The sequence below is a fragment of the Lysinibacillus sp. FSL K6-3209 genome (genome assembly GCF_037976175.1).
GTDB classification, from domain to species: domain Bacteria; phylum Bacillota; class Bacilli; order Bacillales_A; family Planococcaceae; genus Lysinibacillus; species Lysinibacillus sphaericus_D.
Map to the genome: position 1 here is coordinate 963,299 of NZ_CP150264.1, position 14,710 is coordinate 978,008.

General features: G+C 39.0%; 14 protein-coding genes. 13 read left to right on the plus strand and 1 reads right to left on the minus strand.

Features of this window, described 5'->3' with window-relative positions:
- The first annotated feature begins 3 nt into the window (after window positions 1–3).
- On the plus strand, window positions 4–1,050 hold the full coding sequence (locus MHH88_RS04545) for a SepM family pheromone-processing serine protease (RefSeq protein WP_339261692.1): 1,047 nt from the start codon (window positions 4–6) through the stop codon (window positions 1,048–1,050).
- Between the two features lie 231 nt (window positions 1,051–1,281).
- Here the strand turns inward: MHH88_RS04545 and MHH88_RS04550 are convergent, their stop codons facing one another.
- Window positions 1,282–2,493, minus strand: a complete 1,212-nt coding sequence (locus MHH88_RS04550) for a nucleotidyltransferase (protein WP_339261693.1) — start codon at window positions 2,491–2,493, stop codon at window positions 1,282–1,284.
- 255 nt (window positions 2,494–2,748) lie between these two features.
- Between MHH88_RS04550 and MHH88_RS04555 the strand changes: the two genes are divergently transcribed.
- The 12 genes from MHH88_RS04555 to MHH88_RS04610 all read left to right on the plus strand — a co-directional run bounded on the left by MHH88_RS04555 (window position 2,749) and on the right by MHH88_RS04610 (window position 14,669).
- Window positions 2,749–3,282 (plus strand): YceD family protein, encoded by a 534-nt coding sequence (locus tag MHH88_RS04555; protein WP_069510282.1) that lies wholly within the window; start codon window positions 2,749–2,751, stop codon window positions 3,280–3,282.
- A 24-nt stretch (window positions 3,283–3,306) separates the two neighbouring features.
- The gene (gene rpmF, locus MHH88_RS04560) at window positions 3,307–3,480 is read left to right on the plus strand and encodes a 50S ribosomal protein L32 (RefSeq protein ID WP_010858320.1); all 174 of its coding nucleotides are present in this window, start codon (window positions 3,307–3,309) and stop codon (window positions 3,478–3,480) included.
- 279 nt (window positions 3,481–3,759) lie between these two features.
- Window positions 3,760–4,527, plus strand: coding sequence for an enoyl-CoA hydratase/isomerase family protein (locus MHH88_RS04565; RefSeq protein WP_069510280.1), 768 nt, complete (start codon window positions 3,760–3,762; stop codon window positions 4,525–4,527).
- Between the two features lie 110 nt (window positions 4,528–4,637).
- Window positions 4,638–5,015, plus strand: coding sequence for a transcriptional regulator (locus tag MHH88_RS04570; protein ID WP_024362152.1), 378 nt, complete (start codon window positions 4,638–4,640; stop codon window positions 5,013–5,015).
- A 385-nt stretch (window positions 5,016–5,400) separates the two neighbouring features.
- Complete coding sequence (locus MHH88_RS04575) at window positions 5,401–6,300, plus strand: 2-dehydropantoate 2-reductase (RefSeq protein WP_069510278.1); 900 nt, start codon at window positions 5,401–5,403, stop codon at window positions 6,298–6,300.
- The gene (locus MHH88_RS04580) at window positions 6,300–6,695 is read left to right on the plus strand and encodes a DUF3397 domain-containing protein (RefSeq protein WP_339261694.1); all 396 of its coding nucleotides are present in this window, start codon (window positions 6,300–6,302) and stop codon (window positions 6,693–6,695) included. The genes MHH88_RS04575 and MHH88_RS04580 overlap by 1 nt, the downstream gene beginning before the upstream one ends.
- A gap of 101 nt (window positions 6,696–6,796) precedes the next feature.
- Window positions 6,797–8,413, plus strand: coding sequence for a bacillithiol biosynthesis cysteine-adding enzyme BshC (gene bshC, locus MHH88_RS04585; RefSeq protein WP_339261695.1), 1,617 nt, complete (start codon window positions 6,797–6,799; stop codon window positions 8,411–8,413).
- Between the two features lie 255 nt (window positions 8,414–8,668).
- Entirely contained in the window at window positions 8,669–9,100 is a 432-nt protein-coding gene (mraZ, locus tag MHH88_RS04590) for a division/cell wall cluster transcriptional repressor MraZ (RefSeq protein WP_024362148.1), read from the plus strand.
- A gap of 61 nt (window positions 9,101–9,161) precedes the next feature.
- Entirely contained in the window at window positions 9,162–10,112 is a 951-nt protein-coding gene (gene rsmH / locus MHH88_RS04595; RefSeq protein ID WP_103977325.1) for a 16S rRNA (cytosine(1402)-N(4))-methyltransferase RsmH, read from the plus strand.
- Window positions 10,113–10,481 (plus strand): cell division protein FtsL, encoded by a 369-nt coding sequence (gene ftsL, locus MHH88_RS04600; RefSeq protein ID WP_069510267.1) that lies wholly within the window; start codon window positions 10,113–10,115, stop codon window positions 10,479–10,481.
- A complete protein-coding gene (locus MHH88_RS04605; protein WP_339261696.1) occupies window positions 10,478–12,694 on the plus strand; it encodes a penicillin-binding protein in 2,217 nt (738 codons plus the stop codon). The genes ftsL and MHH88_RS04605 overlap by 4 nt, the downstream gene beginning before the upstream one ends.
- A gap of 58 nt (window positions 12,695–12,752) precedes the next feature.
- Window positions 12,753–14,669 (plus strand): stage V sporulation protein D, encoded by a 1,917-nt coding sequence (locus tag MHH88_RS04610; protein ID WP_069510263.1) that lies wholly within the window; start codon window positions 12,753–12,755, stop codon window positions 14,667–14,669.
- Window positions 14,670–14,710: the final 41 nt, after the last annotated feature.

Here is a 14,710-nt window from a genome sequence, read left to right on the forward strand (position 1 = left end):
TCAATGAAGAAAAAAATTGGTCTTTATGCAGTGTTTTTAGTCGCGCTTTGTTTTGTTATGTTATACCGACTAGACGCTTATATTATGAAGCCTGGAAGTGCATACGATGTTAGTAAATTCGTCACTGTCGCCAATAATCATGCTGATGAGGCAGGTTCGATGAGTTTAATGACAGTTGCTATGCAACAAGCTACACCGTTTTCGTATCTCTGGGCGAAAACACAAAAATATGAAAAAATAATGGATATTAAACAAGTAAGAAATCCATTAGAGGATGACGAGGAATATAATGTTCGTCAACTGAAATTAATGTCAGATTCTCAATTCAATGCAAAATATGTAGCTTTTCAAAGAGCGGGCTTAGAGGCGAAAATACACTTCAATGGTGTATTTGTATTAAATGTGTTAGATGGTGGCGCTTCAGATGGATTTTTAAAAGCTGGGGATGAAATAACGAAAGTGGATGGTACAAAAATTACGAATCAACAAATGCTTGTGGAGCTTTTGTCCAAAAAACAACTCGGCGATCAAGTGACGATTCAGTTTTTACGCGATAAAAAGGAACAACAAGAAACGATAGCCTTGAAAGAAATTCCACAAGCAGAGGAAAAGCGAGCTGGGTTAGGGATTACTTATGCAGAGAGTAAATCAATTGAAACTAATCCAAGTGTTACGATGAAAACCGAAGATATTGGCGGGCCTTCAGCGGGGCTTATGTTTACACTAGAAATATTAAATCAATTATTAGATGAGGATTTAACAAAAGGCTATGCTGTTGCTGGAACTGGTGAAATGTTAATCGATGGTTCTGTTGGGCGTATTGGTGGTATTGACTACAAAATTATTGCAGCCGATCGTGACGGTATGGAAATATTTTTTGCACCAGATGATGAAATTTCACCTGAGATGAAAGCGAAATATCCTGAGTTAGAATCAAACTATGCGACGGCTGTCAAAACGGCTAAAGAAATTGGGACGAAAATGAAAATTGTCCCTGTGAAAACAGTCGATGATGCGATTGCCTATTTAAAACAGCTAGCACCAAAATAATGCGATATTTTAACTGGTCAAACTGAAAAAGTGTTAGATTGCTGACAATCAATCTAACACTTTTTACTGTGCTGTCCCCGCAGAAGTCTTTGTCTGAAGCTATCCTGCAACTAGAGCGTTTGATATAAGTGCTTTAGCATAATAATGAGATAGGCCCCCTCCCTTAGAAGGAGTTTAAAGCGTCCACTCGCAACGGAGTAGCCATCTATTTTATTGAGTTAGGTCGTGTCGTTAAAATCGAATCGGCGGCATTTGATAATCTTTTGGCAATGTAGCTTGCTGTGCGCCTAGTTCTATACTAGAACTATAAACTTCAGCAGCATGTATATCTACTGCAAGCATCGCATCATTCGTAGAGGCAACTCGGCTTATTAAAGGCAATGTAAAGTCCTTTTTATGTACGCCTAAGTATGCTTGCCCTTTTGTACTCATACCAAGTAAGCGAATCGTAGAAGGGGCTTGAAAGCTTTTTAGTTGCTCTTTTGTAAAACCGGTATAAATATGTGTTAGCATGCGTTGTAGACGTGTCCATGTATAGCGTTTAGATTTAATTTTCTCCATAAAACTACTAAAGGAGTTGCTTGTTTTAGCTGCTTTTAGTAGCGCATGTTCAATACCTTCTGTAACTTCTGCATAGCGTGTTAACTCGCTTGCACTGTGTCTTATAAGGGTAAACTGTAAGAGCGGCCAAAAAGCCTCCCAACTAGCGAATTTCTTGTATTGTAAAATCCAATCTTGTAAATAATGAAAGGATGCATCCGGCAGTACTTCTTGCACACTTTGTAAAGATCCTGTCGAAGCGAGCGCTTTGCGAATTCCGGTTGCGCTTGCTATCGATGCCCCTTCCTGTAGTGCATCGTGATATCCTGCTGCTATACGAGGAATGGTTAAAGGTTTTATAGGGCTCCCTAACATCATAGCTGCTTCAATATAATGGAATCCTAGTATGTTGTTCGGTTGTGCTAAATCAATGTATGGTGCAGGGAACTTTTGAGAAAGCTGTTCATAGGCGTAATGTAAGCTTTTAGGATAGCTAACACCTGTTTGCACACTTTCTTTAATAAGCGAGTCGTATTCAGTACGGTGTTGCGAAATTAACTGATAGGTGTTCAAAAAGGGCTGAATGGAACCATTTTCACTACCAAAGGCAAATGCCTCACAGCGGATTGCCGACAATAATGAAATCGCCCCCTTTGCGAAATCAGTTGCGGGTGCGGTACTATAGACATACGGTAGCTCAATAACAATATCCACACCGCTAGCGAGTGCCATTTTTGTACGTGTCCATTTATCTACCATGGCAGGTTCACCACGCTGCAAAAATGTCCCGCTCATCACAGCGATTGCTATATCCGCTTGCGCTACTTTTTTTGCCTGTTCCAAATGATAAGCATGTCCATTATGAAAAGGATTGTATTCAACAACAATGCCGACTGCTTTCACATGTAAAACCCCCTTTATGTTTATTTTTCGCTTCTTGATTTTGACCAGTCAAGATGCTACAAATAGTGTTACAGTGCCTCTATCTGAAATTTTGCTTATAACTACTGATGATTCAATGTCGGTTAGGCAAGAGGCTAAATACAAATTAGATGTACTTAATTATAGGTGGGTTTTCGAGTGGTGACAAGAAATTATCTTGACATCTATTTTTACACATTATATAATCAACAGTGTTGTCTCGAGGTGATTAAACGAATGAAATGGTCAATTCATCAATTATCTAAATACCGTCAAGACGGAATGCCGATCGATACCTATGTCCAATTGGATGAGGTGATGGAGCGAAACCAGGATATTCGAGCAATTTCGCCCGTTCATGTAAAAGGGCTATGTACATTCGGTGCATCGCAAATGACTTGTCAGCTAACTGTGACAGCAACGTTAACACTACCTTGTGCTCGCACTTGGGAAGATGTTGAGTTTCCTATCGAAGTTGAGACAGTTGAAATATTCAGCTGGATTGACGAGGAAAAAAGAGGGGAAGATGACGGTGATATTCACTATATTGATGGTGAAGTAATCGACATGAAGCCAGTGATTGAGGAGCTAGTGCTTCTTGAGGTACCATTGCAAGTATTCAAAGAGAATACCGAAGGACAAGTGCAAGGTGGTAAAAATTGGTCTTACGCAACAGATGAAGACGTAGCGCTTCACAAAAAAACTGACGAACCAAAAGTGGATCCAAGACTAGCTGCTTTAGCTAAGTATTTTGATCAAACAGACGAATAGACGATCTGTAAGGAGGTGCCATCAATGGCTGTACCATTTAGAAGAACTTCTAAAACTGCAAAAAGAAAGCGTCGTACGCATTTCAAACTATCTGTACCTGGTATGGTAGCTTGCCCAAACTGTGGTGAAGCAAAATTATCACACCGTGTTTGCAAAGCTTGCGGACAATACAAAGGTAAAGAAGTAGTAAGCAAATAATACAGTGTTTGCTCACTTAAAAGGCTAGTAAAGAGACCATGGCTCTTTACTAGCCTTTTTGTTTGCTTGAAATAACAGAATTTTTCATAAATATTTTAAATTTATATAGTGCTATAACAATAGTGTGATACAATTTATTTAGCTTGCTTCAGTGAGGTTTCGAACTATTGCTGAATAAGTGATAAGGTTTTAGCAAACGTTATACAATTTCAGAGGGTCTTTTCAAGTGGGCTCCGATTTAGCCGACGCATAATTGATGGGGACAAAGGGGGAACTATAGTGGCTTATAGTATTGATAATCAAGATGGGATCATGACATTTACCATAAACCGTGAAGAAAAGCGTAATGCTGTGAATGATGAGGTAATGAATGGTCTTCGAGAAGTAATTACATATATACAAAATCATGACGATGTGCGTTTTTTAGTCGTGACAGGAGCGGGGGAAAAATCTTTTTGTTCAGGAGGGGATTTATCGGAGTTTCATGCTCTTGAAACAGAAGATGAAGCCTTTGGGATGTTAAGTAAGATGGGAGAAATATTATATGATCTTGCTACATTACCAGTACCGACGATAGCGCTAATTAATGGCACTGCTGTAGGCGGTGGGTGTGAGATTGCCACTGCTTGTGATTTTCGTTTAGTGGCTAGTCATGCTAAATGTGGCTTTATTCAAGGGACATTAGCAATTACAAGTGGCTGGGGTGGTGGAACCTACTTATTTGAACGAGGTTTACGCCATGACCGCGCAATGAAGATGCTAGTGGATGCAAAGCCATATCCGGCTGACTTACTATATGAGATTGGTTGGGCAATGCGTGTATTTGAAGGATCGAAGGAACTTGCTTTGAATGAGTTTATTGAACATATGCGCAAAATCCATCCTGCTGTGCACAAAGCGTATAAAGAAATTGAACTTCGTAAATGGCGAGAGCGTAATATGTATGAGCGCGTTATGGAGGAAGTTCGCACATGTGCAAAATTATGGGAAAGTGAAGCGCATCACGAGGCAGTTAATAATTTTCTAACAAAAAAGAACAGTAAGTAGTGTATAGTGGCAGTGATTAGCTCGAAACATAATCACTGTCTTTTTTCGTCCTGTGATTCTATTTTGCCTGATAACGCATATAGTAGTAAAAAATGTGAGGGTGATAGATTATGGAACTGAAAAAAAGAAAAGATCAATGGACAAAGGAAGACGATGAAAGATTAGCAGAAATTGTCTTGCATAATGTGCAAAACGGTAAAACGCAGTTAGAGGCATTTGAAATGGCTGCTAATGAGCTTGGACGTACAAAACAAGCATGTGGTTTTCGTTGGAATAAAACATTACGTGGGCAATATAGTCAATCGCTTTTAGCTGTTCGCAATCAACCTCAACAATCTATGCGAAGCCATTTGAAATTAGCGTTAACGAGTTTTGATGAATTAACGGAAGCCTATCAAAATCTTGAAATTAAACATCGTGAATTACAAAATGAGCATGAAAAGCTAGTGAAATGGTTACAGCAAGGTTATTCGTTAATGAAAGATTAACATTTTGGAGGAAAAATGCCTATTAGTAGAGATGGCGTTCATTTTCAGATGAGCGACAGTGCTTATAAGGAAATGAAGCTAAAGAAATAAAGGTGTAAACGCAAATGTTGACTATATGTTTACCTTCATTGTATGAAAACAACCATTATTGTATCGTAATTGCCAACCAATCTTGTATAATAGAAACACCTGCAAAGGAGGTGTCTCAGAGGTATTTCTGAGGCACCTCCTTCTATAGCGTAAGGCAAAGTAATGATTGTGTTATGATAGGACGAGTGTAGTAAATGTTGGAAAAATGTTGATTAGCTTTGTCAATTTAGGCTGTTTAAAAGTTTGCTTTTACTGTTAGATAGCCTCTTTTCATTAAGTGGAGGTGACGAACATTGTGAATGTAGTAGTTATTGGAGCTGGAGCAGTAGGCCAGCTAATGGCTAGTTTCCTTGCAGAAGCTCATATGCACGTAACGTTAGTGGTGAGAAGACAGGAACAAGCACATGAACTTCAATTAAAGCGCTTAACGAGGGTTCAGTTAGATGGAACGCAGACAGTGCATCAAATTGCTTCTACAGTAGAGTTGAAGACGGTATCGAAACCAGATTTGATTATAATAGCAGTTAAATATCGGCAATTACAAAATATTTATAAACAATTAGTAGAAGTTCCAAAGGAAGTGCCATTGCTATTTGTGCAAAATGGTTTAGCGCATTTTGATGAAGCTTTACGTCTACCGCAGCAAACGATAGCCTTTTGCTCGGTTTCTTTTGGTGCCCAAATAATTAATTTAACAACAGTCCAACATAGAGGGATGGGTCTATGTAAAATAGGGGTAGCGCGTGGGAACGATGGACTATTTCATCAGTTGCTACAGATGCAAAATCCTTTATGCCCAATAGAACTGGTTGAAAATGCCGAACAAATGCTTTTTGAAAAAGCGGTATTAAACTGTTTGATCAATCCATTAACGGCTATATTGCAAATAAAGAATGGTGAATTATTAACAAATAAGCATGCGTTCTTTTTAATGCATACCATATATCAAGAGTTAGCAGAGGCCTTTGTAGATATTCAGCAGACGATTCCATTTTCGGCAGTCATAACTTTGTGTGAAAAAACAGGAAAGAATACATCCTCAATGCTAGCTGATCGCATACAGGGGAGAAAAAGCGAAGTGGATACGATTGTAGGGGCGGTCTTACAGAAAGCCTCAGCAAAAGGTTATCTTTTACCTACTTTGCGAACTTTATATCACCAAGTTCTAGCGATGGAAGAGAGCGGTGAGCAATAGTGAAAGATATTTTACATATAGTCATAAGTGTTATTATTTTTTGTCCAATTCTGTTATTTGTAATTGTCTATGCTGTTAGTCGAAAGGTTAATATTAGAGGCACTCATGCATTTGGTGCCGCATCAGATGTCACGACGTTTTGGCTGTTTTTTTCTGTGCCATTGGCAATTGGTGCGCTGTGGGGAGTGAATGTGGGTGCTCTTTTAGTCATGTTAGCGATTGTGCTAGCGATTGTTTTTACATATGTTGATTGGCGTACGAAAAAGGAAATTGAAGTGAAGCCGCTCTTGCGAAAAATTTGGCGTTTTTTATTTTTAGTACTTAGTACAGCGTATCTTTTAATTTGTCTAGTCGGTATGATTCAATCTGTTGTAGAATATTTACAATCTGTATAAGCATTTTCTTTTCATGTTGAAGACAGAAGGGGTAAAATAATAGCATTAAAAAATGTTTACAAGGAATACGATGATTTAGTGAGTAGAGGAGTTTGTGTTAAATGAAACTGGAGTCAATCCAAGTACCCGTAAAAAATCGTGTGCTAGCAGATTATTGGTCGCCAAATACTGCCATTCATGAGTTTTTTGAATATGAATACAATGATAAGTCGTTTGCAATGCGAGCAAAATATTTAGAACAGCGAGCAGGTGATCAAAAAGAGTTAACAGCAATAATTCGTCAGTTTATGGAGCCACTTGGCTTATCAGATAAAGCGAATGAGCATTTGCAACAACTAGAGCAAGGAGCTGTTGCGGTTGTCGGTGGGCAACAAGCGGGTGTACTAACTGGCCCTCTTTACTCGGTTCATAAAGCAATTTCGGTCATAACATTAGCAAAAGAGCAAAGTGAAAAGCTTCAACGAGCAGTTGTACCGATTTTTTGGATTGCTGGGGAAGATCATGACTTAGAGGAAATTAACCATACATTTACAATGCGTGATACGGATATAAAAAAACGTGCGTATGGTGAGCGTTCGAGAAGAAAAACAATGGCTTCAACAACAAACTTAAACAAAGAAGCGATGACTCAATTAATTAATACGATCATCAAGGACTTTGGTGAAACAGCGCATACTGAAAGATTGTTCAATCAACTTTTGGATGCGTTAAACGAGAGTGAAACATTTACTGATTTCTTTGCTAGACTAATGAATACGTTGTTCAAAGACGAAGGTCTTCTAATGATTGATGCAGCTGATGTGAAATTCCGTCAATATGAACGTAACCACTTTGTCCAGCTGATCCATCATAGTAAAGAAATTGCAAGACTAGTAACAGAAAAAGAAGCTGCGTTGGATAGAGCGGGTTATGGTAAGCCGATATTAGCAACTGAAGATGCAGCTAATTTGTTCTATGTTAGAGATGGAGAGCGTTTTTTATTAGAAAGACGACAACATCAATTTGTTAATTTAGCAGCAAATATTAAGCTTTCGCAAGAAGAGCTTTTAACGATTGCACAGCAACACCCTGAAAATTTAAGTAATAATGTTGTGACACGTCCGTTAATGCAGGAAATGACGATACCAGTATTAGCGTTTGTTGGTGGACCTGGTGAGCTTGCATACTGGGCGACATTAAAGGATGCGTTTGCTGTATTAGGTTTACAAATGCCAATTTTTGCGCCACGTCTCAATATTACGATGATTACGCGCCATGCAGATCAACTATTGCGTGAATATCATTTAACGGTTGAAGATATATGGAATGGTAAAGCAATCGCTTTAAAGGAGCAATTTATTGCTGAAGTGCAAGATGCTGAAGCGAAGCGTCAAATTTCAGACATGCAACAACTGCTTTTAGAAAAATACGCTACACTTGAGCGCTATTTTGCAGAACAACAAATGTCATTAGATAAAATACTTGAAAAAAACAAAGAAAATCATGTTAGACAGTTTGAGTATTTACAACAAAAGGTAGAACAAACGGTGCTAAGTAAGCATGAGACTACTATTCGAAAATTTATGACACTTCAAAATGAGCTGTATCCAAATGATGGGTTCCAAGAGCGTTCTTATAATCCGTATCAATATATAAATGAGTTTGGACCTACGTTAATTGAAGAAATGATGAAGAAAACATACCATATTGGAAATCACCACTATTTCCTTTATTTATAATCTTGTAAACGTATGCCTTTAGGGCTATTAATAGCTAGGGTGTAAACATAGATTTGAAGAAATCTGTCGGTTTTACAGGAAAAAAGAGAGCTATCCTACTAAGGGTAGTTCTTTTTTTATGCCCTTTAGCACAAAATGAAAACTTGTCTAAAGGTCTAAACACACATATGAGATGAAATTGTCAAGTTTTTTTTAAAAAAAGTGGAGGAAAGTGGGGCGATGTGGTACATTATTTAATAAAGTGGGGTGACTAGCATGTTCATGGGAGAATATCAACACTCTGTTGACGCAAAAGGACGATTAATCGTGCCCGCGAAATTTCGTGAAGCCTTAGGTGAAACCTTTGTTGTGACACGCGGACTTGATAATTGTTTGTTTGGCTATCCTATGGATGAATGGCGAAAACTCGAAGAAAAATTAAAAGGTTTACCGATGACAAAGAAAGATACTCGTGCTTTTGCGAGGTTCTTCTTTTCAGGGGCGACGGAAGTAGAAATAGACAAGCAAGGTCGTATTAATATTCCTTCAACTCTTATGCAACATGCTCATTTAATAAAAGAATGTGTTGTGTTAGGTGTCTCGAATCGGATTGAAATATGGGCAAAAGATGCTTGGGAAACTTATTTTGCGGAGTCTGAACAATCTTTTAATGAAATTGCAGAAAATATGATTGGCTTTGATTTTTAATTTTTGCTTGAGACGTGAAAACGTCGACTGAAAAGGTTAAGGCCTGAGGGGAGCGATTGGTATGTTCGATCATACAACCGTGCTATTAAAAGAAACTGTTGATGGGTTGAACATCGATCCTGATGGTGTATATGTGGACTGTACGCTTGGTGGAGCAGGACACAGTGAATATTTAGTACAACAATTATCTGATAAAGGTCGTCTCATTTGTTTTGACCAAGATACGACGGCCATTGAAAATGCGAAAATTCGATTAGCTCCTTATTTAGAGCGTGTAACATTTGTTCATTCGAATTTCCGCTATTTAAAAGAAGAGCTACTAGCACTTGGTATCCAAGAGGTAGATGGCATTTTATATGATTTAGGCGTTTCTTCTCCGCAATTAGATACGCCGGAGCGTGGTTTTAGCTATCATCATGATGCACCACTCGATATGCGCATGGATCAGACGGCAGCGCTTACAGCATATCATGTCGTGAATGACTGGGCGTACGAAGATTTAGTTCGTATTTTCTTCCGTTATGGGGAAGAAAAATTTTCGAAGCAAGTTGCTCGTAAAATTGAAGAGGCTCGTAAAACGGCTCCGATTGAAACAACAGGACAGCTTGTAGAACTTATAAAAGAGGGTATACCAGCAGCGGCTCGCCGTAAAGGTGGACATCCTGCGAAGCGCATATTTCAAGCAATTCGAATTGCTGTAAATGATGAGCTAGGCGCGGCAGAGGATTCATTAGTCGATGCGATTGATATGATTAATGTAGGTGGCCGTATTAGTGTGATTACATTCCATTCGTTGGAAGACCGCCTATGCAAGACGATTTTTAAAGAAGCGTCATCTTTACCGGAATTACCACCAAATTTACCTGTAATTCCAGATGACATGAAGCCAACTTTAAAGCTTATATCTAGAAAGCCGATTCTACCTTCTGAGGAAGAATTAGCAGTTAACAATCGAGCTCGTTCAGCGAAGCTTAGAGTGGTGGAGAAAATTAACGACAAAGGGCGTGAGTAAATGGCAGCAGTACGTGTAAGGCAGCACCAACAGCAACATGTGCAACAACCAATAACACCACCTAGTCCACAACCCACTATCATACGTCGTAAAAAAACGAACCAGAAGTTTGAAAAAATGATGCTATTAGCTTTAGTGAGTATCATAGTTGTATTGTCAGTATTAGTTTTGAATAATCAAGCAGCGATTCAAACGACAAGTATGGACATTCAAAAAATCGAAGCAGAAGCAGATGAGATTGCAAAACAGAATGTTGACTTAACAGTTCGTGTAAGTGAACTTTCTACATACGAAAATATATGGAAAAAAGCAAAAGAACTCGGTTTAACTCAAAATGAGAAAAATGTAAAGGTAGTGCCGGGAGAATGAAAAAAAAGAGATTTCGATTCCAATGGGGAGCCTTTCTATTACTAGTTTTTTATGGAGGGCTCTTTTTTCTATTATTCACGCGAATGATTACATTACAGGCGACAGGTGAAGCGGAAGGACAAGCGCTCGCTGCAAAAGCAGCGGCTAAATATAACAAAGAAAGTGCAATCACAGCAAACCGAGGCAAAATTTTTGATAGAAATGGACAAGTTATAGCTGAAGATACGCTTAGTTATCGACTCATTGCCGTAGTTAGTGATAAGGCTACTACAGATGAAAAGAGACCCCATCATGTTGTAGACCCTAAAAAAACGGCAGAAATCTTAAGTGAATATATCAAAATGGATAAAGAGGATATTTATAAAAGGCTAACGAAGCTCCGCAGTGATGGAACTTTGCCATATCAGGTGGAGTTTGGCGTGGCAGGTAGAGGCATTAACCATGAAGTCATGAGCAAAATTAAAGAAGAAAAATTACCTGGGATTTTGTTTGTTAGCGATTTAAAACGCTATTATCCGAATGGTGTTTTTGCTTCACATTTAATTGGTTTTGCTCTGAAAGAAGACAATAAGGACGGCACCGTAACGACGAAAGGGAAAATGGGGTTAGAACTTACCTATGACAAGGAGTTAACGGGTGTTAATGGCAAAGTAAAATATCAAACCGATGCCTTTAGTTACTTATTACCAAGCAGTGAAAAAATGGTGACACCTGCAAAAGATGGCGATAATATCTTTTTAACAATTGATAAAACGATTCAAAGTTTCGTAGAGGATGCTATGACACAAGTTGAGAAAGAATATAATCCCGAGTCCATGATTGTTGTTGTAGCTGAACCGAAAACAGGGAAAATATTAGCGATGTCACAGCGTCCAACTTTTAATCCCGATACACGTGAAAGTACGAATATGAAGTGGCTTAACGCTGTAATTGAAGAAACCATTGAACCAGGTTCGACGATGAAGACATTCACGCTTGCTTCTGCCATCGACACTGGTAAATGGGTGCCGTACGATAAATTTAGTTCTGGGCAATATACAGTGCATGATCGTACAATTCGAGATCATAACCAAGTTGGTTGGGGCAGAATTACGTATCTAGAAGGTTTCCAACGTTCATCTAATACAGCAATGGCCAATTTATTAAAAAGTATTGGTGATGATGTATTTGTTGATTACTTAGGTAAATTCGGTTTTGGTAAGAAAACAGGCATTGATTTACCGAATGAAGCAACGGGTACGATTTTATCGAAATATCCAATTCAACGCGTGACAACGACTTATGGACAAGGTTCAACCGTGACACCGATACAGCTAATCCAAGCGATGACAGCGATTGCGAATGACGGTAAGATGATGCAGCCGTATGTTATCGATAAGATTGTAGATTCATCAACTGGTGAAATTATCCAACAACATGAGCCGGAAGAAAAAGGTCAACCAGTGTCAGCAGATACAGCAAAACAAGTACGTGAAATTCTTGCTTCGACATTAACATCAGAGTTTGGGACAGCGAAGGACTTTATCCTTGATGAATACCAAGTAGCTGGTAAAACGGGTACAGCCCAGATACCAAAGGCAAACGGAACCTATTCATGGGGAGCCAATCAGTTCTTGTATTCATTCCTAGGAATGGCGCCATATGATGATCCGCAACTCATTATGTATGTGTCGGTGGAAAAACCAAAGCTTAAAGGTGAGCTAGGTTCTGTACCAGTTTCCAAAATATTTAAGCCAGTTATGCAAAATAGTTTAAAACATTTAAATATCAGCCCTGCTGATGTTCAGCATGTAAATCATACAGCTATACAAGATTATACTGGTCAGCATGCAGAAGCTATTCAAGTTGAACTGGCAAACGATGGATTAAATCCAGTAATTGTTGGAGCTGGAGGAGAAGTTTTAGAACAATATCCGAAAAGCGGCCAAAAACTTGTCAAAGGTAGTTTTGTCTTTTTGAAAACAGCAGGGGATATTGCATTGCCAAACTTTACAAACTGGTCATTACGTAATCTATTAGTTTTTAAATCCATGTCAGGTCTAGAAATTGAAGTTGTTGGAGAGGGCTTTGCAGTCAGTCAAAGTGTATCTGCAGGTACAGTGATTTCAGATAGTGCGCCAATTGTAGTGAAGTTGAAAACACCTGCTGAAAGCTTCGTACCAGACGTTGAAGCACCGTCCGAAGGAGAAATTGAACAGGTAGATGATGAATAGCCATTGAATAGAAGTCCACTTTATTTCATACGTTGTAAAAAACAAGGTGTGATGTCGAATGAAGTGGATTTCTATCCATTCCAAAAAACGTTTACGTATTTTATATGTTTTGTTTTTGTGTGTAGCTGTTGCGATAGTTATTCGGTTATTTGTGTTACAAGTATTTGATCAAAAAGAATTGACACAGAAAGCAGAAGAAAACTGGGATCGTGAAATTCCATTTGCCAATGAGCGAGGACATATTACGGACAGGGATGGTAATAGTATTGTGACCAATAAGCTGGCGCCTACCTTATATTTTATGCCTTCGCAAAGTAAAGATATTGCAGGAGCAGCCGCAAAAATAGCACAGGTACTCGAAGTAGACCAACAAAAACTGTTGGAAAAGATGCAGAAAAAGGCGTACTTAGTAAAGCTAGCACCTGAAGGGAAAAATATTTCCTACGAGAAAGCTGTTCAACTACAAGGCATGCAAATTGAGGGATTATATAGTGGAGTGGATTACTCAAGGGATTATCCTTATGGCACGCTTTTATCGCGATTTTTAGGTTTTACAGGATATGATGCACAAGGGCTAGCAGGTATAGAATATGAATATGACAAACTATTGCGAGCAAATTCTTCAGCTATACGGCTTTTTACAGATGCTAAAGGTAATAACTTACCCAATGTTGCAAGTGCATGGAAAGCAGGAGAAGATGGGGCAACAATCGAGCTAACGATTGATGTCGATGTACAGCAAGTCGTTGAACGTGAATTATCACAGGCAATGGAACGTTATGAAGCAGATCAGGCAATGGCGGTAGCAATGAATCCTAATACAGGTGAAATACTAGCTTTAGCCTCCTATCCTACCTTTCATCCGGCTGAATATCAGCAGGTCGAGCCTGCTATCTATAATCGGAATCTGCCAGTGTGGATGACCTATGAGCCAGGCTCTACATTCAAAATTATTACGCTTAGTGCTGCTTTAGAAGAGAACTTGGTGGACTTGGAAAAGGATACTTTTTACGATCAAGGCTTTACAATGGTTGCCGGTGCTAGATTGCGCTGTTGGAAGCGTGAAGGTCACGGACATGAAACGTTTTTAGAAGTTGTACAAAATTCTTGTAACCCTGGTTTTATCGAATTAGGTCAACGTTTGGGCAGTGAAAGATTATTACAGTATATTAAAGACTTTGGTTTTGGAGAAAAAACAGGTTCCAATATTGCTGGTGAAGCTTCAGGGATACTATTTTCGAAAGAGGCATTTGGCCCTGTAGAACAAGCGACCACTTCATTCGGTCAAGGGGTAGCCGTAACACCGATCCAGCAGGTGCAAGCAGTAGCTGCTGCCGTCAATGGGGGCAAGCTGTATACGCCGTATGTTGTAAAGAAAATATTTAATCCCGATACGGGTGAAACGATTAATGAAACAGAACCAGTTATTAAAAGACAAGTAATTCGTGAAGAAACGTCTGCAAAAGTACGTGAAGCGTTAGAGTCGGTAGTAGCGAAGGGATCAGGTCGACAAGCGTATCGAGATGGTCTGCGTATTGGGGGTAAAACAGGTACAGCACAAAAAGTTGAAAATGGCCGGTATAAAGATGGCGAGTATATCGTATCTTTTATAGGCTTTGCACCAGCGGATAATCCGCAAATTGTCGTATACGTAGCGGTAGATAATCCGAAGAAAACAACACAATTTGGTGGCGTGGTAGCGGCTCCGATTGTTGGTCAAATTATTGAAGATGTAGCACCTTTTATTGGTATTGAAAAATCAAAGGAACAGCTTGAAAAGGATTATCGTTGGGGTGACCCGCTTACTGTGAAAGTACCAAGTTTTATTGGTCAAACGAAGGATGACATTGCCAAGCAACATTATCCATTCCGTATCGAATGGCATGGAGAAGGAGCTAAAATTGGTAGTCAATTACCTGAAGTGGATAGTGTTATCAAACAAGACGGCACCATTCATTTATATTTAGTGAACTAATGTAACTTTACCTTTAAAAAAAGGGAAAGAACCACTATTAT

What these genes read in the sequence shown, in the direction of transcription:
- rsmH (WP_103977325.1), top strand. Translation starts at nt 9,162, where the DNA reads ATGTTCGATCATACAACCGTGCTATTAAAAGAAACTGTTGATGGGTTG.
- rpmF (WP_010858320.1), top strand. Translation starts at nt 3,307, where the DNA reads ATGGCTGTACCATTTAGAAGAACTTCTAAAACTGCAAAAAGAAAGCGT.
- mraZ (WP_024362148.1), top strand. Translation starts at nt 8,669, where the DNA reads ATGTTCATGGGAGAATATCAACACTCTGTTGACGCAAAAGGACGATTA.
- MHH88_RS04605 (WP_339261696.1), top strand. Translation starts at nt 10,478, where the DNA reads ATGAAAAAAAAGAGATTTCGATTCCAATGGGGAGCCTTTCTATTACTA.
- ftsL (WP_069510267.1), top strand. Translation starts at nt 10,113, where the DNA reads ATGGCAGCAGTACGTGTAAGGCAGCACCAACAGCAACATGTGCAACAA.
- MHH88_RS04545 (WP_339261692.1), top strand. Translation starts at nt 4, where the DNA reads ATGAAGAAAAAAATTGGTCTTTATGCAGTGTTTTTAGTCGCGCTTTGT.
- MHH88_RS04555 (WP_069510282.1), top strand. Translation starts at nt 2,749, where the DNA reads ATGAAATGGTCAATTCATCAATTATCTAAATACCGTCAAGACGGAATG.
- bshC (WP_339261695.1), top strand. Translation starts at nt 6,797, where the DNA reads ATGAAACTGGAGTCAATCCAAGTACCCGTAAAAAATCGTGTGCTAGCA.
- MHH88_RS04570 (WP_024362152.1), top strand. Translation starts at nt 4,638, where the DNA reads ATGGAACTGAAAAAAAGAAAAGATCAATGGACAAAGGAAGACGATGAA.
- MHH88_RS04610 (WP_069510263.1), top strand. Translation starts at nt 12,753, where the DNA reads ATGAAGTGGATTTCTATCCATTCCAAAAAACGTTTACGTATTTTATAT.